26 protein-coding genes are annotated in these 25554 nt (G+C 71.9%); 8 read left to right on the forward strand and 18 right to left on the reverse strand.

The window, feature by feature from the left end:
- Positions 1-48 precede the first annotated feature (48 nt).
- Positions 49-531 carry a glutathione peroxidase gene (locus tag ACFPIJ_RS02835; protein WP_380112963.1) on the forward strand — a complete coding sequence of 161 codons (483 nt, stop codon included), beginning with the start codon at positions 49-51 and terminating at the stop codon, positions 529-531.
- Here the strand turns inward: ACFPIJ_RS02835 and ACFPIJ_RS02840 are convergent.
- The 3 genes from ACFPIJ_RS02840 to ACFPIJ_RS02850 all read right to left on the reverse strand — a co-directional run bounded on the left by ACFPIJ_RS02840 (position 528) and on the right by ACFPIJ_RS02850 (position 5225).
- Positions 528-1124 carry an HAD-IA family hydrolase gene (locus ACFPIJ_RS02840; protein WP_380112964.1) on the reverse strand — a complete coding sequence of 199 codons (597 nt, stop codon included), beginning with the start codon at positions 1122-1124 and terminating at the stop codon, positions 528-530. The two genes, ACFPIJ_RS02835 and ACFPIJ_RS02840, sit on opposite strands and share 4 nt — an antisense overlap.
- On the reverse strand, positions 1121-4693 hold the full coding sequence (gene smc, locus ACFPIJ_RS02845) for a chromosome segregation protein SMC (RefSeq protein WP_380112965.1): 3573 nt from the start codon (positions 4691-4693) through the stop codon (positions 1121-1123). The genes ACFPIJ_RS02840 and smc overlap by 4 nt, the downstream gene beginning before the upstream one ends.
- 337 nt (positions 4694-5030) lie before the next feature.
- Positions 5031-5225, reverse strand: coding sequence for a hypothetical protein (locus ACFPIJ_RS02850; protein ID WP_203846253.1), 195 nt, complete (start codon positions 5223-5225; stop codon positions 5031-5033).
- Between the two features lie 294 nt (positions 5226-5519).
- Between ACFPIJ_RS02850 and ACFPIJ_RS02855 the strand changes: the two genes are divergently transcribed.
- Together ACFPIJ_RS02855 and ACFPIJ_RS02860 are read left to right on the forward strand one after the other, a co-directional pair.
- Positions 5520-6164 carry a CAP domain-containing protein gene (locus ACFPIJ_RS02855; RefSeq protein ID WP_380112966.1) on the forward strand — a complete coding sequence of 215 codons (645 nt, stop codon included), beginning with the start codon at positions 5520-5522 and terminating at the stop codon, positions 6162-6164.
- Positions 6165-6190: 26 nt separating this feature from the next.
- Positions 6191-6970 (forward strand): spherulation-specific family 4 protein, encoded by a 780-nt coding sequence (locus tag ACFPIJ_RS02860; RefSeq protein WP_380112967.1) that lies wholly within the window; start codon positions 6191-6193, stop codon positions 6968-6970.
- On the opposite strand, the gene mutM is transcribed toward ACFPIJ_RS02860, so the two are convergent.
- The 9 genes from mutM to rsmD all read right to left on the reverse strand — a co-directional run bounded on the left by mutM (position 6894) and on the right by rsmD (position 13264).
- The gene (mutM, locus tag ACFPIJ_RS02865; protein ID WP_380112968.1) at positions 6894-7760 is read right to left on the reverse strand and encodes a bifunctional DNA-formamidopyrimidine glycosylase/DNA-(apurinic or apyrimidinic site) lyase; all 867 of its coding nucleotides are present in this window, start codon (positions 7758-7760) and stop codon (positions 6894-6896) included. The genes ACFPIJ_RS02860 and mutM overlap by 77 nt on opposite strands.
- A 16-nt stretch (positions 7761-7776) precedes the next feature.
- A complete protein-coding gene (locus tag ACFPIJ_RS02870) occupies positions 7777-9000 on the reverse strand; it encodes a mannosyltransferase family protein (RefSeq protein WP_380112969.1) in 1224 nt (407 codons plus the stop codon).
- A complete protein-coding gene (rnc, locus tag ACFPIJ_RS02875) occupies positions 8993-9661 on the reverse strand; it encodes a ribonuclease III (RefSeq protein ID WP_380113077.1) in 669 nt (222 codons plus the stop codon). Before rnc ends, ACFPIJ_RS02870 begins: the two co-directional genes overlap by 8 nt.
- Before the next feature lie 50 nt (positions 9662-9711).
- Entirely contained in the window at positions 9712-10728 is a 1017-nt protein-coding gene (locus ACFPIJ_RS02880) for a phosphate acyltransferase PlsX (protein ID WP_380112970.1), read from the reverse strand.
- Between the two features lie 13 nt (positions 10729-10741).
- Positions 10742-10915 (reverse strand): 50S ribosomal protein L32, encoded by a 174-nt coding sequence (gene rpmF, locus ACFPIJ_RS02885; protein ID WP_327005838.1) that lies wholly within the window; start codon positions 10913-10915, stop codon positions 10742-10744.
- Positions 10916-10920: 5 nt separating this feature from the next.
- Positions 10921-11484, reverse strand: coding sequence for a YceD family protein (locus tag ACFPIJ_RS02890; RefSeq protein ID WP_380112971.1), 564 nt, complete (start codon positions 11482-11484; stop codon positions 10921-10923).
- A 79-nt stretch (positions 11485-11563) separates the two neighbouring features.
- Entirely contained in the window at positions 11564-12064 is a 501-nt protein-coding gene (locus tag ACFPIJ_RS02895; RefSeq protein WP_203846260.1) for an ATP synthase subunit B family protein, read from the reverse strand.
- Between the two features lie 95 nt (positions 12065-12159).
- Positions 12160-12639, reverse strand: a complete 480-nt coding sequence (gene coaD, locus ACFPIJ_RS02900; protein ID WP_380112972.1) for a pantetheine-phosphate adenylyltransferase — start codon at positions 12637-12639, stop codon at positions 12160-12162.
- A 58-nt stretch (positions 12640-12697) separates the two neighbouring features.
- Positions 12698-13264: a 16S rRNA (guanine(966)-N(2))-methyltransferase RsmD gene (gene rsmD / locus ACFPIJ_RS02905; protein ID WP_380112973.1), complete on the reverse strand. Its 567-nt coding sequence runs from the start codon at positions 13262-13264 to the stop codon at positions 12698-12700.
- A gap of 316 nt (positions 13265-13580) precedes the next feature.
- Between rsmD and ACFPIJ_RS02910 the strand changes: the two genes are divergently transcribed.
- Complete coding sequence (locus tag ACFPIJ_RS02910; RefSeq protein WP_380112974.1) at positions 13581-14960, forward strand: hypothetical protein; 1380 nt, start codon at positions 13581-13583, stop codon at positions 14958-14960.
- A 668-nt stretch (positions 14961-15628) separates the two neighbouring features.
- Here the strand turns inward: ACFPIJ_RS02910 and recG are convergent.
- Both recG and ACFPIJ_RS02920 read right to left on the reverse strand, forming a co-directional pair.
- Positions 15629-17821, reverse strand: coding sequence for an ATP-dependent DNA helicase RecG (gene recG / locus ACFPIJ_RS02915; protein WP_380112975.1), 2193 nt, complete (start codon positions 17819-17821; stop codon positions 15629-15631).
- A 4-nt stretch (positions 17822-17825) separates the two neighbouring features.
- Entirely contained in the window at positions 17826-19829 is a 2004-nt protein-coding gene (locus tag ACFPIJ_RS02920) for a DAK2 domain-containing protein (protein WP_380112976.1), read from the reverse strand.
- Positions 19830-20048: 219 nt separating this feature from the next.
- Here ACFPIJ_RS02920 and rpmB point away from each other — a divergent pair, with 219 nt between their 5' ends.
- Positions 20049-20240 carry a 50S ribosomal protein L28 gene (rpmB, locus tag ACFPIJ_RS02925; RefSeq protein WP_033357799.1) on the forward strand — a complete coding sequence of 64 codons (192 nt, stop codon included), beginning with the start codon at positions 20049-20051 and terminating at the stop codon, positions 20238-20240.
- 267 nt (positions 20241-20507) lie between these two features.
- On the opposite strand, the gene ACFPIJ_RS02930 is transcribed toward rpmB, so the two are convergent.
- On the reverse strand, positions 20508-20975 hold the full coding sequence (locus ACFPIJ_RS02930; RefSeq protein ID WP_380112977.1) for a GNAT family N-acetyltransferase: 468 nt from the start codon (positions 20973-20975) through the stop codon (positions 20508-20510).
- A gap of 28 nt (positions 20976-21003) precedes the next feature.
- Positions 21004-21963 carry a thiamine-phosphate kinase gene (locus tag ACFPIJ_RS02935; RefSeq protein ID WP_380112978.1) on the reverse strand — a complete coding sequence of 320 codons (960 nt, stop codon included), beginning with the start codon at positions 21961-21963 and terminating at the stop codon, positions 21004-21006.
- Positions 21964-22126: 163 nt separating this feature from the next.
- Between ACFPIJ_RS02935 and ACFPIJ_RS02940 the strand changes: the two genes are divergently transcribed.
- From ACFPIJ_RS02940 to ACFPIJ_RS02950, 3 genes are all read left to right on the forward strand, one after another.
- Complete coding sequence (locus ACFPIJ_RS02940; protein WP_203846267.1) at positions 22127-22360, forward strand: Lrp/AsnC ligand binding domain-containing protein; 234 nt, start codon at positions 22127-22129, stop codon at positions 22358-22360.
- On the forward strand, positions 22361-22873 hold the full coding sequence (locus ACFPIJ_RS02945) for a DUF3515 domain-containing protein (protein ID WP_380112979.1): 513 nt from the start codon (positions 22361-22363) through the stop codon (positions 22871-22873). It abuts the gene before it with no gap.
- A 65-nt stretch (positions 22874-22938) separates the two neighbouring features.
- A complete protein-coding gene (locus ACFPIJ_RS02950; RefSeq protein ID WP_380112981.1) occupies positions 22939-23391 on the forward strand; it encodes a CHRD domain-containing protein in 453 nt (150 codons plus the stop codon).
- Here ACFPIJ_RS02950 and ACFPIJ_RS02955 read toward each other — a convergent pair.
- Together ACFPIJ_RS02955 and ACFPIJ_RS02960 are read right to left on the reverse strand one after the other, a co-directional pair.
- The gene (locus ACFPIJ_RS02955; protein ID WP_380112982.1) at positions 23388-24380 is read right to left on the reverse strand and encodes a D-alanine--D-alanine ligase; all 993 of its coding nucleotides are present in this window, start codon (positions 24378-24380) and stop codon (positions 23388-23390) included. The genes ACFPIJ_RS02950 and ACFPIJ_RS02955 overlap by 4 nt on opposite strands.
- Positions 24381-24441: 61 nt before the next feature.
- Positions 24442-25551, reverse strand: coding sequence for a cystathionine gamma-lyase (locus tag ACFPIJ_RS02960; RefSeq protein WP_380112983.1), 1110 nt, complete (start codon positions 25549-25551; stop codon positions 24442-24444).
- Positions 25552-25554: the final 3 nt, after the last annotated feature.

Genomic DNA, 25554 nt, shown 5'->3' on the forward strand with positions numbered 1-25554 from the left:
ATGTACCGAACGAACCTCCGAAGTCAAGGTCGGCATACGATCAGGGGCATGAGCTTTTACGACGTCAAGATCGCCGGCCTGCAGGGCGATCCCTTGGACCTCGGCCAGTTCCGCGGCCACCCCGTGCTGGTCGTCAACGTGGCCTCGAAGTGCGGGCTGACCCCGCAGTACGCCGAGCTCGAGGCGCTGCAGAAGGAGTACGCGGACCGCGGCTTCACCGTGCTCGGCGTGCCGTGCAACCAGTTCGGCGGCCAGGAGCCGGGCACCACCGAGGAGATCGCCGAGTTCTGCAGCACCACCTACGGCGTGACCTTCCCCATGACGGAGAAGGTCGAGGTCAACGGCGACGGCCGGCACCCGCTCTACCAGCAGCTGGTCGAGGTCCCGGACGCCGAGGGTCACACCGGCGACATCCGGTGGAACTTCGAGAAGTTCCTGATCGCCTCCGACGGCACGGTCGCGGCGCGGTTCTCGCCCCGGGCGACCCCCAAGTCGGACGAGGTCGTCAAGGCGATCGAGGCGGCGCTCTAGATCGCCAGCGCCTTACGGGCGTAGGTGAAATCGTCGCCGGGCGTGTAGCGGTAGGCCGAGAGGCCTGCCGCTCGCGCCGCGCGGATGTTGCGGTCGGCGTCGTCGATGAAGAGGCACTGCTTCGGGTGCGCGCCGATCAGCGCGCAGGCCGCCCGGAAGTAGCCGGGGGCCGGCTTGTGCACGCTGATCTCCGAGGAGTTGGCGACCGCGTCGAACTGCTTGGTGAGCCCGTGCCGCGCGAGGACGACCGGCAGGTCGTCCATCGCGTTGGTGGCCAGGCCGACCTTCATCCCGGCCTTCCGGACGTCCTTCACGAACTGCAGCACCTCGGGCACGATCTCGCCCTTGTCCTGGTCCCATTCCAGGACGACGGACTCGTCGACGCCCAGGGCCTCGGCGATGGAGGACAGCCACTCCTCGCGCGTGATCTCCCCGGTGATCGCCGGCAGCTGCCGGTCCCACTCGAGGCCGGCGGCAAGGATCGCGCCGGGCTCCAGGCCGTGCCGGGTCTCGATCGCCGCGGCGACGGCCGGGTCGTGCCGGCGCAGCACCCCGTCGAAGTCGATCAGCAGGGCGGTAGGGCGCTGGATCATGCGGCTTCTTCCGTGCGGAGGCGCTGGGAGATGACCTCGGTCACGCCCTGGCGCATGGTGACGCCGTACAGGGCATCGGCGACCTCCATCGTGCGCTTCTGGTGCGTGATGATGATCAGCTGGCTCTTCTCGCGGAGCTGCTCGAAGAGGGTGATCAGGCGGCCGAGGTTGACGTCGTCGAGGGCGGCCTCGACCTCGTCCATGATGTAGAAGGGCGAGGGGCGGGCCCGGAAGATCGCGCACAGCAGGGCGACCGCGGTCAGGGACCGCTCGCCGCCGGACAGCAGCGACAGCCGCTTGATCTTCTTGCCGGGCGGGCGGGCCTCGACCTCGATGCCGGTGGTGAGCATGTCGTCGGGGTCGGTGAGGACCAGGCGGCCCTCGCCGCCGGGGAACAGCACCGCGAAGACCTGCTCGAACTCCCGCGCCGTGTCGTGATAGGCACTGGTGAAGACCTCGAGGATCCGGTCGTCGACGTCCTTGACGACGGTGAGCAGGTCACGGCGGGTGGCCTTGAGGTCCTCGAGCTGGTCGGAGAGGAACTTGAAGCGCTCCTCCATCGCCGCGAACTCCTCCAGGGCCAGGGGGTTGACCTTGCCGAGGAGGTTGAGCTCGCGCTCGGCCTTCGCGGCGCGCTTCTCCTGCGTGGCCCGGTCGAACGGCACCGGCTCGGGCGCCGCCCGGCCCTCGGCCTCGGCGGCGGCCACCTCCGGCGCGGTGGGCGGCACGTCCAGGTCGGGGCCGTACTCGGCGACGAGGGTGTCGGCGTCCAGGCCGAACTCCTCGGCCGAGCGCGCCTCCAGCTGCTCGATGCGCATCCGCTGCTCGGCCCGCGCGACCTCGTCGCGGTGCACGGCGTTGGTGAGGCGGTCCAGCTCGCCGGTGAACTGCTTGGCCCGGCCCCGGACCTCGATCAGCGTCGACTCCCGCTCGGCGCGGGTCTCGGCGAGCGCGTCCCGGGTCTCCTGCGCCTCGGCGATCGAGTCGGCGAGGTTGTCCAGTGCGAGCTGCGCGGCGGCGGCGACCGTCTCGGCGACCTTGGCGCCCCGGGCGCGGGTGGCCTTGCGCGCGGCGGCCCGCTCCCGGGCGGACCGTTCGGCGGCCGCCTGGCGCAGCAGGGCGTCGGCCCGGCCGGCAAGGGCACCCACGCGCTCCTCGGCGGTGCGGACCGCGAGCCGGACCTCCATCTCCTGCTGACGGGCGACGGGCACCTCGCCGGCGAGGTCGTCGCGCTCCATCGTCGAGGGGTCCTCGTCGATCGGGATCTCCTCGGCGAGGGCGAGGCGCTCCTCCAGCTCGGCGAGGCTGGTCACGCCGGACTCGCGGGCGGCCTCCGCCTTGGCCCGCGCCGCGGCGTGCCGCTCGACCTCGGCCTTCGCGGACTTGGCGGCGGCGCCGAACTCGGCGAGGCGGCGGGCGGCGGCGTTGCGGACGCTGTCGGCCTCCTTCTTCGCCGCGGCGGCCTCGGCGACCTGCTCCTTGGCGCCGGTCGCCGCGTGCCGGGCGAGCGCGAGCAGCTCACGGGCCTCGGCGACGCGGTGCTCGGCGTCGACCTTCTGCTGGCGGGCCTCCTCGACGGCGGCCTGGACCTCGATGTAGCTGTGCTGCTTGCCCGACCCACCGGCGGCCGCGTAGGCGCCGAGGACGTCGCCCTCGGGCGTGACGGCGCGCAGGTTGGGCGCGTAGGACACGATCCGCTTCGCGACGGTGAGGTCCGGGGCGAAGACGACGTCACCGATCGCCTTCTCCAGTGCGGGGCGCAGCTCGTCGGGGGCACGGACCAGGTCGAGGGCCCAGGCGGCGCCGGGCGGCAGCGGCACCCGCTCGACCGGCGGAGCGGTGTGCGTCGGCGCGGACGCGATCAGCAGCGCGGCCCGGCCGGCGTCGTCCTGCTTGAGCATCTCCACCGACGCCGTGGCGCCGTCGATGTTGGCGACCGCGACCGCGTCGGCGAGGGCGCCGAGCGCGGCGGCGAGGGCCGCCTCATGCCCGGCCTGCACCGACAGCAGCGCCGCGACGCTGCCGAGCACGCCCGGGATCCGGTCCGCGCGGGCGAGCAGCGTGCCGGCGCCGTCCTTGCGGCGCAGCCCGGTGGCCAGGGCCTCCTCGCGGGCCTTCCACTGGGCGGCGTCCTTCTCGGCCGCGCGCTCGGCGTCGCTGTGCTGCTTGACCTCGTTGTTGATCGCGTCGAGCTCGCGGGTCGCCTCCTGGTGGCGGATCTCCAGGTCGGCGTTGGTGTGGTCGGCCACGGTCGCGCCGGCGCTCGCCTCCTCGTAGAGAGCGGCGGCGTGCTCGGAGCGGGTCTCGGCCTCGGCGAGCTGGACCGACAGTCGCTCGATCTCGTCGGCGGCGGCGGTCGCGCGGCTGCGGGCGGACTCGACCTGGCCGGTGAGCTTGGCCAGGCCCTCCCGCCGGTCGGCGATGGCCTTGTGCGCGGCGACGATCGCCTTCTCCGCGAACGCCAGGCGCCGCTCCATGTCCTGGCGCCGGTCGACGGCCTCGGCGAGCCGCTCCTGGCTGGCCTCCAGGGCAGCGCGCAGCTCGTCCTCCTGCTCCCGGACCTTCTCCGCCTCGGCGGTCAGCTGCTCGGGGTCGCGACCGGGGCGCTCGTCAACCGGGGCGGCCGACAGGTTGCGGTGCCGCTCGGCGGCCAGCTGATGCAGCGAGCGGTAGCGCTCCTGCAGCGTGGAGAGCTGGAACCAGGTGTCCTGCGCCTCGGCGAGCACCGGCGCGTCGGCGGCGTGTTCGGCGTCCAGCATCGCCAGCCGCTCGTTGATCGACTCGACCTCGGCCTCGACCTCCTCGCGGCGGGCCCGCAGCGCGGTCTCGTCGGCGATCTCCTTGTCGAGGGTGGTGCGCAGCGTGGCGAGGTCGTCGGCGAGCAGCCGCAGGCGGGCGTCGCGCAGGTCGGCCTGGATGCCGGCGGCCCGGCGCGCGACCTCTGCCTGCCGGCCGAGCGGCTTGAGCTGACGGCGCAGCTCGGTGGTGAGGTCACCGAGGCGGTTGAGGTTGGCGGCCATCGCGTCGAGCTTGCGGATCGCCTTCTCTTTGCGCTTGCGGTGCTTCAGGACGCCGGCGGCCTCCTCGATGAACGAGCGGCGGTCCTCCGGCCGGGCGTGCAGCACCCCGTCGAGCCGGCCCTGGCCGACGATCACGTGCATCTCGCGGCCGATGCCGGAGTCCGACAGCAGCTCCTGGATGTCGAGCAGGCGGCACTGGTTGCCGTTGATCTCGTATTCGCTCTCGCCGGAGCGGAACATCCGGCGGGTGATCGACACCTCGGTGTAGTCGATCGGCAGTGCACCGTCGGTGTTGTCGATCGTGAGGGTGACCTCGGCGCGACCCAGCGGGGCCCGGCCGGAGGTCCCGGCGAAGATGACGTCCTCCATCTTGCCGCCGCGCAGCGCCTTGGCGCCCTGCTCGCCCAGCACCCAGGAGATCGCGTCGACCACGTTGGACTTGCCCGAGCCGTTGGGCCCGACGACGCACGTGATGCCCGGCTCGAGTCGCAGCGTGGTCGCGGACGCGAAGGACTTGAAGCCCTTGACCGTCAGGCTCTTGAGATGCACGGATCTCCACGGGTCGAAGTAGGTGCGGTACCAGGGCAGACTACCGCCCGGCAGGATACCCAATGCGGCAGCGCCGCACACCATAATGCGCGTTTCCGTGCCTCTTGAACCGCATCACAGGAACCATTCGCAACCATTGTCGACGCTGCGTCGTTACTCGACTGCATGGCGCTTTCCGAATGCGCTGACCGCACGTGATCGCGATACAACCCACGGACATGACTGCGCGCCGAGACCCAGAGGATGTCGGCGCGCGGGTTTGCTATTCAGTTCTGCGTAGGTTCCAGTGGAGAGCGCCGGATCCGCCGGCGTTCTTCTTTCGGGCGAGGGCCTAGGGTCAGGCCATCGCCGGCTCGGCGAGCCGGATCAGGTGATCCGTCTCGGCAGCCGCCGCAGCGAGCCGGTCATTCTCGGCGCGCAGCCGGACGACCTCGAACTCGAGCGCCCGAACCTTGGCACGCAGTTGGGTGACCTCGTCTACGAGGCGCCGATCGGGCGCGCCGCCCACGTGGCCGAAGAGGGCCTTAGCCATATCGTCTCCTTGATAAGCGCAGCCGGTCGGATTCCGGCAAACGCGCGCCCAGCACCCGCGACCGAAGCACTAGGGCATAATTGGGCGCGACTGGCGACCCCTCTATGTTCAGCCCGGGCGGCGACTTAGTCAAGCCGACCGGCATGCCAAACGTCCTGGCCAGGGTGTTCTCACTCACCCGGGTGTGTGATCACACCCCCGTAGCCGATCGTGGCAGTGTGCCACCGGTTGCCCGCAAGCGCCACTGCAAAGTAGCGTCGTGTCGAAGAAAATTCTGACCCGAGGAGACCCGCGATGACGCCTGGCTTGATCGCCCGGCTCGGCGGCCCCACGGGCGTCGCCGCGATCGTCACGGCGATCCTGATCCTCTTCGGCATCGGCGCGGTGGTCGTTCCCGCGCTCTCCGACGGCGGCGGTGAGCCCTCGGCAGCCGCCGCGGCCGCTCAGCCGGCCCCCGCCGCCGGCGGCTCGGAGGAGGCCACCGGGGCGGCCTCCAGCGCCCCCGCACCGAGCACCGCGGTCACCACCGGCAAGGCCAGCCCCACCGTCAACGCCAGTTTCAACAGCGGCTACGAGGACCGGGTCGTCCAGCTGGTCAACGGCGAGCGCCGCAAGGCCAAGTGCGAGCCGCTGCGGATGCACCCGCAGCTGCGGACCGCGGCCAGGGCGCACAGCGCCGACATGGCGGCCCGCGACTTCAGCCGGAGCGAGGGCAGCGACGGCAGCTCCCCCCAGGACCGGGTCAGCAAGGCCGGCTACAGCGGCTTCTCGGACGAGCTGGTGGCCAAGGGCGGCGACGCCGGCGACGTCGTCAAGAGCTGGCTGCGCGACGACAACGACCGCGAGATCCTGCTGGACTGTGCCACGAAGTCGATCGGTGTCGGGGCCGCGATGCGCGGCAAAACGCCCTACTGGACCGTGGACACCGGCCGTGCTTGAGGGGGCCCAGCATCGTTAGTCCGGTCGTGGACCGGGTTCCGACGCTCCTGCCACTGCGGGCGCATCCTCTCGCCCGGCCACACGCATGGGAGATCGTCGCGGGACACGGTGCCGCGTTCACCGTCGTCGTCGACGTCGCGGGAGGTCCCGGCAGCGGGCGCGACCCGGCGTATACGGCCGCCCTGAGCCGGCTGGCCGCCGCCGGCGTGCGGCTGCTCGGCTATGTCGACGTCGACCTGTCCACCAGGCCGGTCGAGCGGATCCGCGCCGATGTGTACCGGTGGGCCGGCTATCCCGTCCAGGGCATCTTCCTCGACAAGGTGCCGGTCAGCCCGCACTCGATCGGCCCGGTCGCCATCGCGGCCCGCCTCGCGCAGCGGGCCGACCTGCCGGACGTCGTGCTCAATCCGGGCGGGCCGCCCGACCAGACCTACCGTGACCTGGGACTGCCGATCTGCGTCTTCGACGGCAGCTGGCGGGACTACCGCCGCTGGAACGGCGCGGGCGCGCTCCCCGGCGACGGGCACCTCGTGCACGCCGTGCCGCCGTGGGAGCTCGACGAGGCGGCCCGGTTGCAGGTCTCGCGGGGCGCGGGCTTCGGCATCGTGACCGACCTCGGCGCCCCCGACCCCTACGCCGACCTGCCCGCCTGGTGCGGTCAGGTGCCGGGCCTCGCCGAGCTGAACCCGCCGACGCCGACGCCGCGCCGGCCCCGGCCGCACCGGTTGATCAACGCGGGCTCCGGGCTGCCGGGATCCGCGGCCGCGGCTGGCAGCGCGGGCAGGAGTAGGACGACCGGTTCATGAACGCCTCACGGCGGATCGGACTGCCGCAGCGCCCACAAGGCTCGCCCTCGCGCCCGTAGGCGTTGAGCGAGCGGTCGAAGTAGCCGCTCTCGCCGTTGACGTTGACGTAGAGCGCGTCGAAGCTGGTGCCGCCCTGCCCGATCGCCTCGTTGAGCACGTCACGGACGTGCCCGAGCAGCCGCCGCACCACCGGGCGGGACAGCTGGTCGGTCTGCCGGGCACCGTGCAGCTTCGCCCGCCACAGGGCCTCGTCGGCGTAGATGTTGCCGACCCCGGAGATCAGGGTCTGGTCGAGCAGCGCCCGCTTGACGTCGGTCCGGCGGCGGCGCAGGTGCTCCACGAACGCGTCGTCGGAGAACGACGGGTCGACCGGGTCGAGCGCGATGTGCGCCAGCTCGGCGGGCAGGACCGCGCCGCCGCTGGACACCGCCAGCCCCCCGAACGTGCGCTGGTCGACGAACCGCAGCTCCGGGCCGTCGTCGTCGAAGCTGAACCGGACCCGCAGGTGGATCTCCGCGGGCGCCTCGACCGGCTGCATGAGCAGCTGGCCGGACATCCCGAGGTGACCGACGAGGGCGTCCTCGTCGTCGAGCGGGAGCCACAGGTACTTGCCGCGGCGCTGGACGGCACCGACGAGCCGGCCGGCGAGGACGTCGGCGAAGTGGACGGCGCCGGGCAGGTGGCGGCGGATCGCCCGCGGGTGCAGCACCTCGACGGTCGTGATGCGCCGGCCGGAGACCCATTTGTCGAGTCCGCGGCGGACGGTCTCGACCTCGGGAAGCTCAGGCATCGGTCTCCAAAGGGGGTCAGATCGCGTAATGCCAGACGGTGATCAGGTACGAGCCGTACCACAGCCCGAACGCCGCACAGCCCGACAACACTAGCGCCGCCGTGCGGGGCTTCGCCCGTCCGAGTGCGACCGCCGGCGGGACGAGGATCAGCAGCACCGGGACCAGCAGCCGCGGCTTGGAGTGGTAGTAGCCGCCCTGGCCGAGGACCAGGACGAGGGCGATCAGGCCGTACACCAGCAGCGGCGGCCACACCCGCTGCGCCACCGCGATGGCGGCCAGCACGACGACGCCGATGACCATCCAGGCGATGCTCACCTGGATCCAGCCGTCGCCGGTGCGCAGCGCGTTGCGGACGAACTCGAACGTGGACTTGCCGTAATCGAACGTGGTGCCCCAGCCGGCGGTCTGGATGTCGAACCAGGCGCCGAGGTCGCCGACGCGCAGGCCGACCCACAGCAGGTAGCCGGGGACGCCGGCGAGCGCGACGGCGGCGGCGGTGATCGGCTGCCAGGCGGGGGCGTCCCGCACGGTGGGGGCGTCGGCCTTGAAGCGGCTGGAACGACGTCGCGTCTCTTCGATGACGGGCTCGTCGGAATCCTGCTCGCGGGCGGCGCGGCGGCTGCGGTGCACCGCCATCCCAGCCGCGACCGCGAGGCCGATCGCGGCGGCGGCGCCGGTCGGCCGGGACAGCGCGGCCCCCAGGCCGAACAGCCCGGCGAGGAGCCAGTCGCCGCGGTGCGCGAAGAGCAGCATGCCGGCGACCATCGCGACGAACAGCGCCTCCGAATACGCCATCGACAGCGCCATCGACATCGGCTGGGTGCAGAACAGGGCGGTGAGCGCCAGGCCGACCCGCTGGTCGTACAGGCGGGTGCCGAGCGCGCACACCAGGATTGCGGCGAACGCCCCGGCGATCCACGCCACGGTGATCGCCGCCGTGCCGACCTCCAGGCCGGTGACGAGGTGCACGATCCGCACGAGCATCGGGTACCCGGGGAAGAACGCCAGGCCGTTGCCGGTCAGCGCGCCCTCGGTGGTGTAGCTGTACCCGGCCGGGTAGCCCTCCTCGGCGAGGCGGACGAAGTGGCCGCCGTCCCAGGCGAGCAGGCGGCTACGGACCTCGCCGTTGTCGGCCATCCACCAGACGAACGCCAGCTGCAGCAGGCGGCTCAGCGCGTAGACGGCCAGCGGGAGGGCCCACACGATCTGGGTGCCCCGGCGCCGGGCGACCTCAGTCACCGTGGCCATCGTCGCCCTTCTCCGCCGGCCGCGCGGACAGCTCCCGCCAGGCCGCCTCGGCGGCGCGCTGCTCGGCCTCCTTCTTGCTGCCGCCCTGCGAACCGCCGTAGCGCCGCTTGGCGACGATCACCCAGGCGGTGAAGCGCTTGGCGTGGTCGGGGCCCTCCTCGTCGATGCGGTACTCGGGGACACCGAGACCACGTCCGGCGGTGAGCTCCTGCAGGCTGGTCTTCCAGTCGAGCCCGGCGCCGCGCAGGGCGGCCTCGGCCATCAGCTCGTCGAACAGCTTGTGGATCACCGTCGCGGCGGTGTCCAGCCCGTACTGGAGGTAGATCGCGCCGATGAGCGCCTCGAGGGTGTCGGCGAGGATGCTGGCCTTGTTGCGGCCGCCGGTCGCCTCCTCGCCCTTGCCGAGCAGCAGGTACGGGCCGATGCCCTCCGGACCGAGCCGCCGGGCGACGTCGGCGAGGGCGCGCATGTTGACCACGCTCGCGCGCAGCTTCGCCAGCTGCCCCTCGGCGAGGTCGGGGTGGTTGTTGAACAGCGCGGTGGTGATCACCACCCCGAGCACCGCGTCGCCGAGGAACTCGAGCCGCTCGTTGGTGGGCAGGCCGCCGTTCTCGTAGGCGAAGGACCGGTGGGTCAACGCCCGCCGGAGCATGTCGGGCTCGAGGTCCACCTCGAAGGCGGCCCCGAGCGGGGTCGGGTTCGTCACGAGCGCTCCCCTATTGCGTCACGGATGGTGAGGCCGCCGGCCGAGGAGAGTTCGGTCAGCAGATCGTCGGCGAGCCCGGCCACTGCGGGGATGACCCCCTCGCGGTGCAGGCGGGCGGCGAGGGCGATGCCGGAGGCGATGTCGGGACCGTCGGCGGAGCCGTGGCAGACCACGACGGTGCCGCTGACCCCGAGCAGGGCCGCCCCCTGCTCCGCCTTCCGCTGCCTGGCGGTGGCGCCTTCGAGGCCCTTGAGCAGGATGTTGCCAGTGAAGCCGTCGGTGACGATCACGTCGGCCGGGCCGCCGAGCGGGACGTCGTGGCCTTCCACCAGACCGATGTAGCGCCCACCGGCGGGCAGGACGGTGTCGTGCAGGGCGACCGCGACGGCCCGCCGGAGCCGGTCGCCCTTGCCCGGTTCGCTGCCGATGGACAGCAGGCCGACGCGGGGTTCGGCCACGCCGAGCGCGGTGGCGGCGTACGCGGCGCCGAGCACCGCGTGCTGCACCAGCTCCAGCATGGTGCCGTCGATCGTCACGCCGACGTCGAGCAGCAGCACCGGGCCGTGCGCGGTGGGCACGTGCGCGGCGAGACCCGGCCGGCGCACCCCGGGGAGGCGGCCGAGGACGTGGGCGGAGGCGGCGACTGCGGCGCCGCTGGAGCCCGCGGAGACCATCGCGTCGGCGCGACCGCCGTAGACCGCCTCGGCGGCGGCCCGGACGGTGGACTCCCGCCGGACGTGGCGCAACGGCGAGTCGCCCATGCCGACGGTGCGGTCGACCACGCTGACACCGACGCGCTCGCGGTCGTGGACCGCGAGCGCGCCGAGGACCTCGTCGGCCGTCTCACGCGGCCCTACGAGGAGGAGATGCAGGTCTGGGTCGGCGCTGCACGCGCGCAGAGCGCCGTCAACCACGACGGCGGGAGCACTGTCCCCGCCGAGGAGGTCGACGGCGATCCGCGCGGTGCCGGACGGGGGCTGCCCGCCGTGCGGCGACCTGTCGGATCGCGTCATCCGGATCCGGAAATCAGACCTCGATGACCTGACGGCCGTTGTACGTGCCGCAGACCGAGCAGGCAGCGTGGGACAGCTTCGGAGAGCGGCACTGCGGGCACGGCTGCGTCTGCACCGCGACGGCTTTCCACTGGCTCCGGCGCGACCGGGTGTTGCTGCGCGACATCTTCCGCTTCGGAACGGCCACGGGTCTTACTCCTCTGAGTGCTTGATCTGGGTCAGGGCGGCCCAGCGCGGGTCGACCTGCTCGTGGTTGTGACCCGCGGGCAGCTCATCCAGCGGCACCCCGCAGTCGGGGCACAGCCCTGGGCAGTCTTCACGGCACACGGGGTTGGCGGCCAGGGAGAGCACCACCGCGTCCCGCAGTGCCGGCTCCAGGTCGATCAGGTCGCCCTGCAGCCTTCCGACCTCGTCCTCGTCGGTCGTCTCGTCCGTCGTGCTGTGCTCATAGGCATAGAACTCTTGGATCGGGACGTCCAACGTGGCACTGATCGGGCGCAGGCAGCGTCCGCACTCGCCCACCAGCGGGCCGGTGACGGTGCCGGAGACGAGAACGCCTTCTGACACCGACTCCATCCGCAGCTGGAGGTCGAGCTCGGCGCCGACAGGCACGCCGATCAGCTCCAGACCGAGGTCCTTGGGTGCCGGCACTTGGCGCGACACCGCATGCAGAGCGCCCGGTCGCCGGGGCAGGTCTCTCGTCTCGAGGACCAGCGGCTTGCGGGGATCCAGTTGCGGGTGCGATTGATGTGGCATCTTCAGACTCCGGCCAGGCAGGGCCGACGGACAAGGCTACCCGAGCGGCAGATCTCCCGTCGAATCGCCCCTGCGTTCGTCAGAAAGGCAGCGGCCGGTCGTCGTCGCCGGACGGTGTGAACGAGCCTATCTCGCGCAGTGCGTGCATCTTGTCGCGGCCTCGCTCGATCGAGGCGAGGGAGCGGGTGAGGAACTGCTCGAAGTTTGCCAGGGCCGTGTCCACGTAGTCGTCGACCTCGTCACGGAGCCGCTGGGTCTCGGCCCGCGCCTCGTTGATCATGCGCGACGCCTCGTGCTCGGCGGACACGACGATCTCGTTGATCGACACGAGCCGGTTGTGCTCCGACTCGGCCTCCGTGATGATCCGCTCGGCCTCGCGGCGCCCCGCGTCGACGATCTTGTCCCGCTCGTCGAGCAGCGCCGTGGCCCGCCGTAGCTCACCCGGCAGGTCGGCGCGCAGCTGGTCGAGCAGGTTGATCATCTCGGCGCGGTCGGCCACGAAGTTGCTCCGCGACATCGGCGCCGACCGTGCACCCTCGACCAGCGCGATGATCTGGTCGATGCTCTCGAGCGGATCCACTTGCGGTCACTCCCTGTCCCCACGGCAAACAACGTCCACCATCATGCGGCCCAAACCATGATGCCGCTCCATCGCCACACTGAAAGCCCTCAGTTTCAGGGTTTTACGAGCCTTTCTCGCAGCAGGTTTGCCACAAGGTCGGGCACATGCGGCGAAACGTCGCCGCCCCATTTGGCGACCTCTTTGATGAGGCTCGACGAGACGAAGGAGTACTTCGGGTTGGTCGGCATGAAGAGCGTCTCGATCGCGCTGAGCCCGTAGTTCATCTGCGCCATCTGCAGCTCGTAGTCGAAGTCGCCGGCGACCCGGACGCCCTTGACGATCGCGCCGATGTCGTTGGCCCGGCAGAAGTCGACCAGCAGGCCCTGGAAGGCGTCGACCCGCACGTTGGCGTACGGCGCCGTCACCTCCGCGAGCATCTCCTGCCGCTCCTCGACCGTGAACAGCCCGGCCTTGCTCGTGTTGATCAGCACCGCGACGACGACTTCATCGAACATCTTCGACGCGCGTCCCACGATGTCCAGGTGTCCGTTGGTCACCGGATCGAACGAACCCGGACACACCGCGCGCCTCATTGCACCAGCCCAAGCCTCATGAGCGGGGACCGTACCAAAGAGGTTTCTGCCAACAGCGTCACACGCCCTCGTCGCGTTCGGCATACCACAGCGTCGTCTCGCCGTAGCGCCGCTCCGCGCGCTGGACGAGGCCCTCGGGCCAGCGCATCGGGGCGCCGCGGCTGCTGCGCTCGACCACGACGACCGCGCCGCCGGCGAGCCACCGGGCGGTGAGGGCCTCCAGGACCGCGCCGACCCGCTCGTCGGTCATCGCATACGGCGGGTCGACGAACACCACGTCGAACCGTTCCTCCGGCTCCTGCTGGAGGAGCCGCTCGACCTTGTCCGCGACCAGTTTGACGGTGCCGCCGACACCGAGCGTGGCGATGTTGGCCCGGACGATCCTGGCGGCCTTCGCGTCGGACTCGGCGAGCAGGACGTGCGCCGCCCCCCGCGAGCAGGCCTCGAATCCGACCGCGCCCGAGCCGGCGTACAGGTCGGCGAACCGGGATCCGTCCAGGTCGACCATGGCCTCCAGGCTGCTGAACAGGGCCTCCCGGACCCGGTCGGAGGTTGGTCGGGTGCCCTGGCCCGCGGGGACCGTGAGGCGCCGGCCGCCCAGGGTGCCGGCCACGATGCGTGTCACGTCCCCAGCCTAGGCATGCCCAGCGAGTGACCTGCACCACTCCAGCTTCGGACATTTCCGATTTTTCATGTTGTACTGGCTTTCATTCAGGCATGACTACTCTGCGTGTCTGGCTACGGAGAGTGGCTGGCGTCTGAGCAGGGCTTTTCCCGCTCCGTAGTTGGTTTTACGCTGATTGCAGTCGCGACAAAACGTCACGATTACCCAGAAAATGGGGAGACGTTGAACCGGGCCGAGCATCAATCGGTCACCGCTTTGCGGCCCGGGGAGTCAGTGGTGAGACCGCCCCCAGCCGAGACGCCTTTGGGGGCACGTATTGCGGAAGACCCTGCTCATTCTCGGTAGCACGATGCTGTTCGGCGGCGCCTTCATCGGCACCGCGTACGCGTCGGCCACCACCTCCCAGAACTGCGTGACCGCATCGGCCGCGACCTACCGGCACACCTTCGACGGCCCGGCCGGCACCGCGACGATCACCTCGACCGCGGCACTGTGCGACGGCGAGCAGCAGGCGTTCACGCTGGTGTCGTACACCGCCCCCGCGAAGTCCTTCGGCAACCCCCAGTTCGTCTACGCCACCCACACCGCCAGCGTCACGACCTCGAAGCCATCGGTCACGCTGCGTGTCGACGTCCCCGCCTGCTACACCCAGGTCGACACGATCTTCGGCACCGGCGTGATCAACCCCATCGTCGACGGCGGCCCCCGCTACGGCGCCACCAAGGTCGGCGAGACGGCCGCTCCCGGCAGCCGCTCGGCGGGCGTGCGAGCCTGGCACAACGGCGGCACCACCACCTGCGCCCCGCGCCCCGCGGCCACCTTCACCAGCGCCTGCGACGGCACCCTGACCGCCCACCTCACCAACGCCACCGGGGCGAACGTCGACGCTGTGTTCTCCGTCGCCGGCCGCATCGTCCGGGTCGAGCCGGGCGGGGCGGTCGACGTTCCGGTCACCACCAAGCAGGTCACGGTGCAGGACAACACGTTCAAGACCGTGACGGGCGCCTGGACCGAGTCGTCGTCGTGCGACAGCGGCTCGCCGTCGGCCTCCCCGTCCGCGTCCGTCTCCCCGTCGGCTTCCGCATCTCCGTCGGCATCCGACTCGCCGTCGGCTTCCGACTCGCCTTCGGCATCCGACTCGCCGTCGGCTTCCGCATCTCCGTCGGCATCCGACTCGCCGTCGGCTTCCGACTCGCCGTCGGCTTCCGCATCTCCGTCGGCATCCGACTCGCCGTCGGCTTCCGACTCGCCTTCGGCATCCGACTCGCCGTCGGCTTCCGACTCGCCTTCGGCGTCTGCTTCGCCTTCCGAGTCCGCTTCCCCCGCTGAGTCCGCTTCCCCCTTTGAGTCCGCTTCCCCGTCTGCGTCTGCTTCCTCGTCTGCGCCTGCCGCGCCGGCGTCGCCCTCTGCTTCCGCCTCGTCGTCGCCGTCGACCCCGGTTTCGCCCTCCGCCTCGGCGTCATGGACGAACAACCCGGTCGAGACGGTCACCGAGATCACCCCCGGCGATGGCAACGGCAACGGCACCGTCGTCGTCCCCACCACGATCGACGTCTCCCCCACCACCTCGGCCAGCCTCCCGGTCACCGGCGCGAACGCCACCGTCCTCGGCGGCGCCGCCCTGTTCATGATCGCCTTCGGTGGCGGCCTGCTCCTGCTCAGCCGCCGCCCCCGCCGCGGTCGCCACGCCGCCTGAGTCCCGCACTCGCCATCCAGCTCCAAAGAGCGAAGGACGGATCCGGTCACCCCCACGACCGGGTCCGTCCTTCGTCACGTTCGCAAGATCACGCACCCGACCACCCCGGTCGCCCACCGACGAAAAGCTCGCCGACCGTCCGGGGAACGCCGCGCTCGTGCCCGCTTCGCCGCCAAACATGCGGTAGCTGCCACGGTCCGATCGCCCTCCGACCGGCCCGCGCCACACTGCTCATGATCAAAGCCGCGGACTGGCCGTCGGGGTAGCCACGGAACGACTTCGATCAACTGTCCATGATCAACGAGGCGGATCGAAAGCAACAAACCGGACCGCCCGGCCAGCCGCAGTCGACATCGTGCGATCAACCCCCGTCCATCCCATGGCATCGCAGGCAGATCGCGCTCTGCCAACCGCGCAAAAGCCACAAAATTTGGCATCGCCCATCGCCCACGCGAAGCAGCGTGACCACCGGCGCGACCGTTAGCCCACGGCGCTTCGCCGCACGCAGCGCTTCGCAGTCACGCAGCGCTTCGCAGTCACGCGGTGCTTCGCAGCCACGCAGCGCTTCGCAGACCACGGAGGTTCCGCAGCGCCTCGCGGCACGCAGCGCCTCGCGGCACGCAGCGCCTCGCAGCACGCAGCGCCTCGCAGCACGCGGGGTTCGGTGGTCAGCCCTTCTCGAGGTATTCGGCGCGTTCCTCGTCGACGAGCTGGGACACGGTGGCGGCGAGGCCCGGGTGCCGGGTCAGCTCGCGGTCGTCCTCCAGCAGCTCGATCGCCTCGGCGCGGGCGTCGCCGATCAGATCGGCGTCGCGGAGCAGGGACAGCAGCTTCAGGTGGGAGCGGCGGCCGGACTGGGTGGCGCCGAGGACGTCGCCCTCGCGGCGTTGCTCGAGGTCGAGCTCGGCGAGCTTGAAGCCGTCGGTGGTCGAGGCGACCGCGTCGAGGCGGGTCCTGGCGGCGGTGCCCTCGCCGGATTCGGTGACGAGCAGGCACAGGCCCGGTGCGCTGCCCCGGCCGACGCGGCCGCGGAGCTGGTGCAGTTGCGAGACGCCGAAGCGGTCCGCGTCGAGGATCACCATCATCGTGGAGTTGGGCACGTCGACGCCGACCTCGATGACGGTGGTGGCGATCAGGACGTCGAGGTTGCCGGCGGAGAACGTGCGCATGACCGCGTCCTTCTCGTCGGCGGGCAGCCGGCCGTGCAGGATGCCGATCCGCAGCCCGTGCAGCGGGCCCTCCTCCAGCTGGGGCGCGACGTCGAGGACGGCGAGTGGGGCGCGGCGCTCGTCGTCGCCGGCGGGCAGGTCCTCGCCGTCGGACTTGGCGTCGCCGATGCGGGGGCAGACGATGTAGACTTGATGGCCGGCGGCGACCTCCTCGCGGATGCGGCGCCAGGCCCGGTCGAGGAACGCGGGCTTGTCCGTGGCGGGCACGACGTGGGACGCGATCGGTGAGCGCCCGTTGGGCAGCTGGCTGAGCACCGACGTCTCCAGGTCGCCGAAGACCGTCATCGCGACCGTCCGGGGGATCGGGGTCGCGGTCATGACGAGCACGTGCGGCGGCTGGTCGGCCTTGGCGCGCAGCGCGTCGCGCTGCTCGACGCCGAAGCGGTGCTGCTCGTCGACGACGATGAGGCCCAGGTCCTTGAACGCGACGCCCTCATACAGCAGGGCGTGGGTGCCGACGATGATGCCGGCGGCGCCCGAGCCGATCTCCTCGAGGACCTTGCGCTTGGCCGCGGCGCCCAGCGAGCCGGTCAGCAGCGCCACCCGGGTCGCGTCGGGCGCGCCGTCGAGCTCGCCGGCCCGGGCCATGCCGCCGAGCAGGTCGATCACGTTGCGGTGGTGCTGGGCGGCGAGGACCTCGGTCGGGGCGAGCATCGCGGCCTGCCCACCGGCGTCGACCACCTGCAGCATGGCCCGCAGAGCGCACACGGTCTTGCCCGAGCCGACCTCGCCTTGCAGGAGGCGGTGCATCGGATGTGGCCGGGCCAGATCGGCCGCGATCTCGTCGCCGACGTCGCGCTGGCCCCGGGTCAGCTCATACGGCAGCCCGGCGTCGAAGCTCGCCAGCAGCCCGTCGTCGCGCAGCGGCCGGGCCCGGGCGGGCCAGTCAGCGGCGCGGTGCTTGCGCTGCACCAGGGTCAGCTGGAGCGCGAACGCCTCGTCCCATTTCAGCCGGCGCTTCGCGAAGAACAGGGACTCACGGGACTCGGGTCGGTGGATCTCGCGCAGGGCCTTGTCGAGCGCGGACAGCTTCTGCTTGGCACGAACGGATGCCGGCACCGGATCGGGCGTCGGTGGCAGGACGTCCAGGACGGTGCGCACGGCGGCGGCGATCCGCCACGTCGGGACCTTCGCGGTCGCCGGGTAGACGGGGATGATCGCACCGGCGAACTCCTCGACGCTCTCCTCTCCCTCAGCGCCGTCGAGCAGGACGTAGTCGGGCTGGTTGAGCTGCAGCTTGCTCTGGAACCGGCCGACCTTGCCGGAGAACAGGCCCCACCGGCCGGGACGCAGCTGCGACTCCCGCCACGCCTGGTTGAAGAAGGTGACGCTCAGCTCGCCGCCGCTGTCGTCGCCGACGACCACCTCGAGCAGCGAGCCGCGCTTGCCCGCCGTCTTGCCCCGCTGCTGCATGAACGTCCGCGACGAGACCCGCTTGACCTGCCCGAACACCGTGACCTCGGTGTCCATCTCCAGGGATCGGATGTCGGTGTGCTCGCCCCGCTCCTCGTAGCGGCGGGGGAAGTGGTAGACCAGGTCACCGACGGTGTGCAGGTTGAGGCTGTCGGCGAGCAGCTTCGCGCCGTTGCCGATCACCTTCTGCAGCGGCGTGGTCAGGTCGATCTCGGTCACCGGCTCACTCCACCCCGACCAGCAGCGGATAGTGCGGCTGGCCTCCCTCGTAGCACTGGACTTCGACGAACGGCCACGCCGCAGCGACGTGCCCGCGCAGCGTCTCCCCCAGGCCCGCGGGCGCGCCCTGCCCCGCGATGAGGGTCACCAGCTCCCCGCCGGCCAGCAACATCCGGTCCAGCAGCAGGCAGGCGGTCTGCTCCAGATCCTGCCCGATCAGGTTGACCTCCCCGTCGACGATCGCCAGCACGTCACCCCGCTGGCATCGCCCGGCGACGGTGAGCGCCTCGCGGGCCGCGACGGTCAGCTCGGCCGAGCGGCACCGGGCCGCCGCCTCCGCCATCGCGATCACGTCGTCCTCGAACCGCCGGCCCGTGTCCCGCACGGCCATTGCGGCGAGGGCCTGCACCGGCGATCGCGTCGGCACGACACCGGCCCGGATCCCGGCCGCCCGGGCCTCCGCGGCGGCCGTGTTGGCGACGGCCAGGACGTTGGCGTCGTTGGGCAGGACCACCACCCGGGACGCACCTGTCGCCTGGATCGCGGCCAGCACCTCGCCCGTCGACGGCGTGCCTGTCAGCACCGTGGCGCCCTCGGCGGCGAGCAGCTCGCTCATCCCCCGGCCGCTGCACACGACCACGACGCCCGAGCCGGCGACCTCGACCGGGATCGGCGACCCGCCACCGAACAGGTCGGGCGAGGTCTGTTCCGGGTCGGGCGTCCGTGCCGAGCGCTGCTCCGCGATCTGCTCGGCGAACCTCGTCACGGCGATCCTGCTGGGCCGCCCGGCCGCGATGCCTGCCTCGATCGCCGCACCGACGTCGTTGACGTGCACGTGGACGTGCCAGGTCGGGTCGTCGCCGACGACGACGAGCGAGTCGCCGAGCGCCCCGAGCGCCTCCCGCAGCGGACCGATCGCCGCCGCCGGAGCGTCGAGCAGGAACTGCACCTCATAGCCGAACTCAACCGACCCCGCCTCGCGATCCATGACCCCACCGGGCGCGGCGACGGCACCGACGTGCGCGGGCCCGGCCGCCGGTGGCGCCTCCCCGGTCAGCGACGTCACGAACGCCTCCAGCAGCACGACCAGACCACGCCCGCCGGCGTCGACGACCCCCGCCCGCGCCAGCGCAGGCAGCTGCTCCGGCGTGCGGGCGAGCGCGACCCGGGCACCCTCGGCCGCCGCCCGCGCCACCGCCACGACACCCGCCGACCCGCCTCCAATGCCCAGCCCACCTCCGGCCGACGAACCACCGGCGGCCGAGGAAGCACGGCCGGGAGAGGAAGAGGCGCCTGTTGAGGAGGAGGCGGAGCCGCCGGCTGAAGACAACGCGGCGGAACCGTCCGCGGGAGCGGCGGCCGCGGGAGAAGCAGCGGAGGGGGCATCTGCCGATGAGGAAAAGGCGGAAGCGTCCGCCACGGCGGACGAGACAGAGGCATCGGCCGCAGCGGAAAGCACGGGAGCATCGGCCGAGGAGGACGAGACAGAGGCGGCGGCGGAGGCGGCCCGGACTGCAGAGGAAAGCACGGAAGCATCGGCCGAGGAGGACGAGACAGGGGCAGCGGCTGCGGAGGCTGCGGCACGGGCTGCGGCGGTGGCGACCGACAGCACGGTGCCCTCCACGGGGGCGGCCACCGCCGCATAGGCCGACCGGGCCGCGCTGTCCAGCGCCGCCGCAAGCTCCGACCCGCCCACGACCGGCGCCGATGCCAGCGACGAGGCCAGCCCCTTGAGCAGCTGCGCCAGGATGATGCCCGAATTGCCCCGGGCACCGAGCAGCGCGCCCCTCGCGGCGACCGCCAGCAGCTCCGCGGCGCCCACGGTGTCCGGCGCGGCGTCGACGGCGGCGACCGCGGCCGACATCGTCAACGCCAGGTTGGTCCCGGTGTCGCCGTCGGGCACGGGATAGACGTTGAGGGCGTCGATCTCTGACCGGTGCCGACGCAGCGCGTCGAGACCGGCGGCACACCACCGGCGAACGACGGCACCGTCCCCACTCTCTGGCACGCGCCAGAGCCTATCGGCGACCACCGACATTTTCCTCGCGCGCCACCGCGCGAGGAGGCCGCAGGAGCGCGACAAGGGCCGATTGGGAGCAGACGGGTCCCATCAGGTAACCTTGCGGGGTTGCCCGCCGGTTCGCTGGCCGGTGACACCTGGAATCCGCCGCCGGCCAGTCCGGTGGAGGGGTCCAGCCCGAGACGCAATCAATCCCAGGAGATCCCCGTGGCTAGCGTGTGCGACGTCTGCGGCAAGGGACCGGGCTTCGGCCACAACGTGTCCCACTCGCACCGGCGGACCAACCGCCGTTGGAACCCCAACATTCAGACGGTGCGCACCCCTGCCGGTGGCGGCACCACGCGGAAGGTGCAGGCATGCACCTCCTGCCTCAAGGCCGGCAAGGTCGTTCGCGGCTGATCGCCTGCAGCAAAGCGCAACACAGCACGACCCAGCATCGAGAAAGCCCCGCGACGCACCGTCGCGGGGCTTCTCGGCATCTAACGCATCAGTTAAACAAGCCGCAGCGCCCTGTGAACAACCGGTCGCAGAGTGTCCCCCCGCGAACCAGCCAGCCGCAGAGCGCCCAGTGAACAACCGGTCGCAGCACGCTCCCCGGGGAACAACCAGCCGCAGCGCGCCCCGGGGAAGAACCAGCCGCAGCGCGCCCCGGGGAAGAACCAGCCCCTACAGCTCCCGGCCGAACGACCGCACGCTCGGATACCCCTTGTAGTGACCGAAGTCAGGGATCAACGAGTAACCGGCCTTCTGGTACAGCGCGATCGCCTCCGGCTGCGCCGTCCCCGTCTCCAGCCAGATCCGCTCCCGCCCAGCCTCCCGCGCCGCCCCCTCCACCGCCGTGAGCAGCTGCTGCGCCACCCCCAGCCCACGGAACGCGGGATCGACGTAGAGCCGCTTCAGCTCCGCCGTGGTCTCGTCCTCGGCGAAGGTCCGCCAGCCGCAGCACCCCGCCGGCGCATGGTCGACGTACGCGACGAAGAAGCCGCCCAGCGGCGGGTCGAACTCCCCGGGCTGGATCGGGGTGGTGTCCCCGTCCCCGCCGTAGCGCTTGCTCAGGTCGGCGAGCGTGGCGCTGATCAGTTCGGTGGCGACCCGCGAGCCGTAGCGGGTCAGTCGGATGTCGAGCTCGGTCACCCGTAAAGGGTATCGAGCCGATCGCTCGTTACCGGAAGTGGTCCCACCCGGGGGCTCCGCCGGTGTACCGGCGACCGTCCACGGTCACCCCGTCACCGGCGGGCAGGCTGGCGGGCAGGACCTCCCCGACGACCCGCCAGTCGTCCGGCAGTTCGATCGAGGGCGGGAAGGTGGCCGCCAGCGCGTGGTCGTCGCCGCCGGCGAGGATCCAGCCGTACGGGTCGACGCCCAGCGCCGTCGCCGCGTCCCGCATCTGCTCGGGCACCACGAATGCGGACCGGTGCAGGTCGATCCCGACGCCGCTGGCGGTCGCGATGTGACCCAGGTCGGCGAGCAGCCCGTCCGAAACGTCGATCATGGAGGTGGCACCGAGCCGCGCGCCGGATGGTCCCGCGGCATAGGGCACCTGAGGCCGGCGATGGGCCTCCACCAGCAGTTTCGGCGAGCGGAAGCCGCGCGACAGGATGGTGTACCCGGCCGCCGCGTACCCGAGCCGCCCGCAGACGGCCACCACATCACCCGGGCGGGCCCCGGTGCGGACCAGCGGCGCCCGTCCCTCCAGGTTGCCCAGGGCGGTCACCGCGATGGTCAGTGTGGGGCTGGCGGACATGTCGCCGCCGACGACGATCGCGCCGACCTTGCCCGCCTCCGCCGCAAGACCGTCCGCAAGTTCCTCCGCCCAGGTGATCTCAAGGTTGGCGGGGGTACAGAGCGCGACGAGCAGCGCCGTCGGGCGGGCGCCCATGGCGGCGATGTCGGCGAGGTTGGCGGCGGCGGCCCGGTGGCCGATGTCGCGGGCGGTGGACCAGTCGCGGCGGAAGTGCCGGCCGTCCACGAGCACGTCGGTGCTGGCCACGACCCGGCCGTCAGGCGCCGCGACCAGGGCCGCGTCGTCGCCGGGTCCCAGCAGGACCAGGGGCGACGCCGCCCCGAGCCGGGCCGTCACCCGTGAGATGAGCCCGAACTCCCCGGCGGTTGCAACGGTCACCCGTCCTCCAATTTCAACAAAAACATGAACACCGAATGCGCGATGTTGCGGATGACGCAGCGTGTTGTGACACGATCACGCACGGCTGCTGGTTCGCTGCCTCCCATGGTGCGGTAGGTTCAGCGCTGATCAGCGCTCGCGCGGCGCAGGAAGGAGTCGTGTCGTGGTACAGGCATACATCCTGATCCAAACAGAGGTGGGCAAGGCACGCGATGTGGCGACCGCCATCCAGGAGCTCACCGGAGTTGTCCGGGTGGACGCGGTCACCGGGCCGTATGACGTGGTGGTGCTCACCGAGGCGCGTAGCGTCGACGAGCTGGGCAAGTTGATCGTCAGCAACGTGCAGCTGGTGCCCGGCATCACCCGCACCCTGACCTGCTCGGTGGTGCACTTATAAATGACGGCGACCAGCCCCGCCAGGATCGCCACCATCGCCGCGGTCCCCGTCGCACTGGTGGTGGGGGTCCTGGCGTTCTGGCTGCTCGGAGGCTTCCCCACGGCGGCCGCGACCGGCACCGTGCGCACCGACGCGGCAGCGATGGACGAGGCCACGGCGGCGACCTGCCGCGCGCTGGTGGCGCGCCTGCCCGAGTCGCTCGGCGGGCTGCACCGGCGCCCCGTCAGCGCCGGCCCCGAGCAGAACGCGGCGTTCGGCGACCCGGCGATCGTGCTGTCCTGCGGCACCGTCGGTAAGCGGGCGATTCCGCAAGACGCCCAGCTGCTGGGCCTGTCGGACGTATGTTGGTATCCGGAGGAGCGGGGCGACGAGACCGTCTGGACGACGGTGGACCGCCAGATCCCGCTGCGGGTCGTGGTGCCGGCGAAGGCCGACGGCGCATGGCTGGTCAACCTCTCGGCACCGATCGTCGCGACCGTGCCGTACACCGATCCGGGCACCACCCACTGCTGAACACCGATCTCCCCTCGGTAAGGCACCCGAACGAGGTGCAGTAGGACCGAACGAGGAGAAGATCCATGCGCACAGTGCTGGCCGCCACGGCGGCCCTGGTCATCGGCGCCACGACGTTCGCCACCCCGGCAACCGCCGCGCCAGCGCCCCGGACGCTGTCCCTGGGTGCGCACCTGACCGGGAAGCAGGAAGTCCCCAAGGGCAAGGGCGACCCGGACGCCACCGGCATCGCCCTGCTCCAGCTGCACCGCGACAACCGGCTCTGCTACGTGATCCGCGTCCGCAACGTGGACGGCGACATCGACGCCGCGCACATCCACGCCGCCCGGCCGGGTAGGAACGGGCCGGTCAGCGTGGCGCTGACGGCGCCGACCTGGTCCGGGTCGGTCGCCACGTGCACGCAGCTCAGCGGCAAGCTCGCCCGGCGCCTCCGCGACGACCCGGACCGCTACTACGTCAACGTGCACTCGTCGGCCTACCCCGACGGCGCGTTGCGCGGGCAGCTGCACAGCGGCTAGTGCAGTCCGGTCCCTCGCCGCACGGCGGCCTTGACCAGTCTCGAGATCAGCGTCTGGTACGCCACGCCGCTCGCCTGCCACACCACGGGGAACGGCGCGCCGGGGTCGAAGCCGGGCATCGTGTCGATCCGGTCGAAGAAGACCTGGTCGTCGGGGGTGACCGTGCACTCGACCACGGCCAGTCCGGCGCAGTCGAGCGTGACGAACGCCTCGACGGCCAGGTCGCGGACCCGGCGCTCGACGGCGTGGTCGAGCTCGGCGGGCGCGACGACCCGGTCGCCGAGGACCTCGCCGGCCACGCTGGCCTCGGGCCGGTCGCCGGCGCCGGTGTCCAGGACCCCGACGGTGATCTTCCGGCCGGCGGGTGCGGCGGCGACGACGACCTTCGCGTCGACGGCGCGGGCCGCGGCGACCGCGTCCGGCAGCGCCGCCCAGTCGGTGACCTCGGTCCCGGCACCGCCGCCGCGAGCGGGGCGGACCACCACGGGCAGGCCGAGCCGCGCCCGGTCGGCCTCGACGAGGTCCGAAGTGCCCCTGAGCACGACGTAGGCCGCCACGGGCAGGCCGGCGGCGGCGGCGAGTTTGCGGGAGAAGTCCTGGTCCACGGCGACGGACGAGGCGAGGACGCCCGACCCGACATACGGCAGGTCGGCCATCTCCAGCAGCCCCTGGATGGTGCCCTCGTCGCCGAAGGCGCCCTGCAGGACGGGGAAGACCACGTCGATGCCGCCGAGGCGGGCGACCCCGTCGCCGGCGTCGACGACCGTGACCGCGGCGCCGGCCGGGACGAGCTCCGTGGACGGCCCGCCGGACTGTGCGGCAGCGCTGAGCACCCAGCGACCCTCCTGGGTCACCCCGATCGGCACGATCTCGAACTCGTCGCCGTCGAGGGCGTCGAGGAGGTCAGCGGCGCCGACGCTGGACACGGCGTGCTCGGTGCTGCCGCCGCCGAACACGACGGCGACCCGGGTCTTCTCTGGCGTTTCCACGCGCCGACCCTAACCGCCCGGTCAACCGGGCGCTGTCAGCTGGTCAGCATCCCACGCTGCGTCAGGCGATGACCGCGTCGAGTGCCCGTCGCACGTCGGCGACCAGGTCGTCGGTGTCCTCGATGCCGCACGAGAACCGGATCAGGCCGTCGGGGGTGTCGTCGCCCCACTGGGCCCGCCGGTCGGCGGAGGTGTGCAGGCCGCCGAAGGACGTGGCCGCGAACACCAGCGAGGCGGCCTCCAGGAACCGGTCGACGGCCGCCTTGTCGGCGAGCGTGAACGTCACCACGCCGGGGATGCGACGCATCTGCCGGGACGCCACCGCATACGCCGGGTCCTCGGGCCGGCCGGGCCAGCGCACGGTGGTGACCGCCGGGTGCGCCGCGAGCAGCGCCGCGACGGCGGCGGCGTTGGTGCTCTGCCGGGCCAGGCGCAGGTCGAGGGTGCCGATCGAGCGGTGTGCGAGCCAGGCCTCGAACGGGCCGGCCACCGCGCCGGTGGCGCCGCGCCACCCGGTGAGGGACGCGGCGAGCTCCGGGTCGCGGGTGCACGCGTAGCCGAGCAGGATGTCGGAGTGGCCGGTCAGGGCCTTGGTGCCGGAGGCGACGGAGATGTCGGCGCCCAGGTCGAGGGGGCGCTGCCCGAGCGGGGTCGCGGTGGTGTTGTCGACCGCGACGAGGCCGCCGCCGGCGTGCACGCGCGCGGCCAGGTCGGCGATGTCGCACACGTCGAGGCCGGGGTTGGCGGGGGTCTCGATCAGCAGCAGCCGGACGGTCTCCAGCGCCGGGTAGGGCCCGGCGGTCGGCACCTCGAGCACCGTGACGCCGCGCTCGGCCAGGTGCGAGGACGCGAACGCCCTGGTCTTGTAGTAGCCGTCGCCGGGGACGACGACGGTGTCGCCGGGCCGCAGGACGCTGAGCAGCACGGCGCTGACGGCGGCCATGCCGGAGGCGAACGTCACACACTCGCCGCCCTCGAGCTCGCCGATCGCCGACTCCAGCGCGCGCCACGTCGGGTTGTCGGTGCGGCCGTAGCCATCGACGCCGGGCTGCGGGCCGAGGACCGGATCGAGATGGTACGGCGCGCCGAAGGCCGGACCGGGCAGGAACGAGCGGCCCGGCACAGCCGAAGGCACGCCGGCGTGCACGACCCGCGTGCCGTCACCAGTCATGCC

This window comes from Dactylosporangium cerinum (assembly GCF_042653625.1).
Taxonomy (GTDB): Bacteria; Actinomycetota; Actinomycetes; order Mycobacteriales; family Micromonosporaceae; genus Dactylosporangium; species Dactylosporangium cerinum.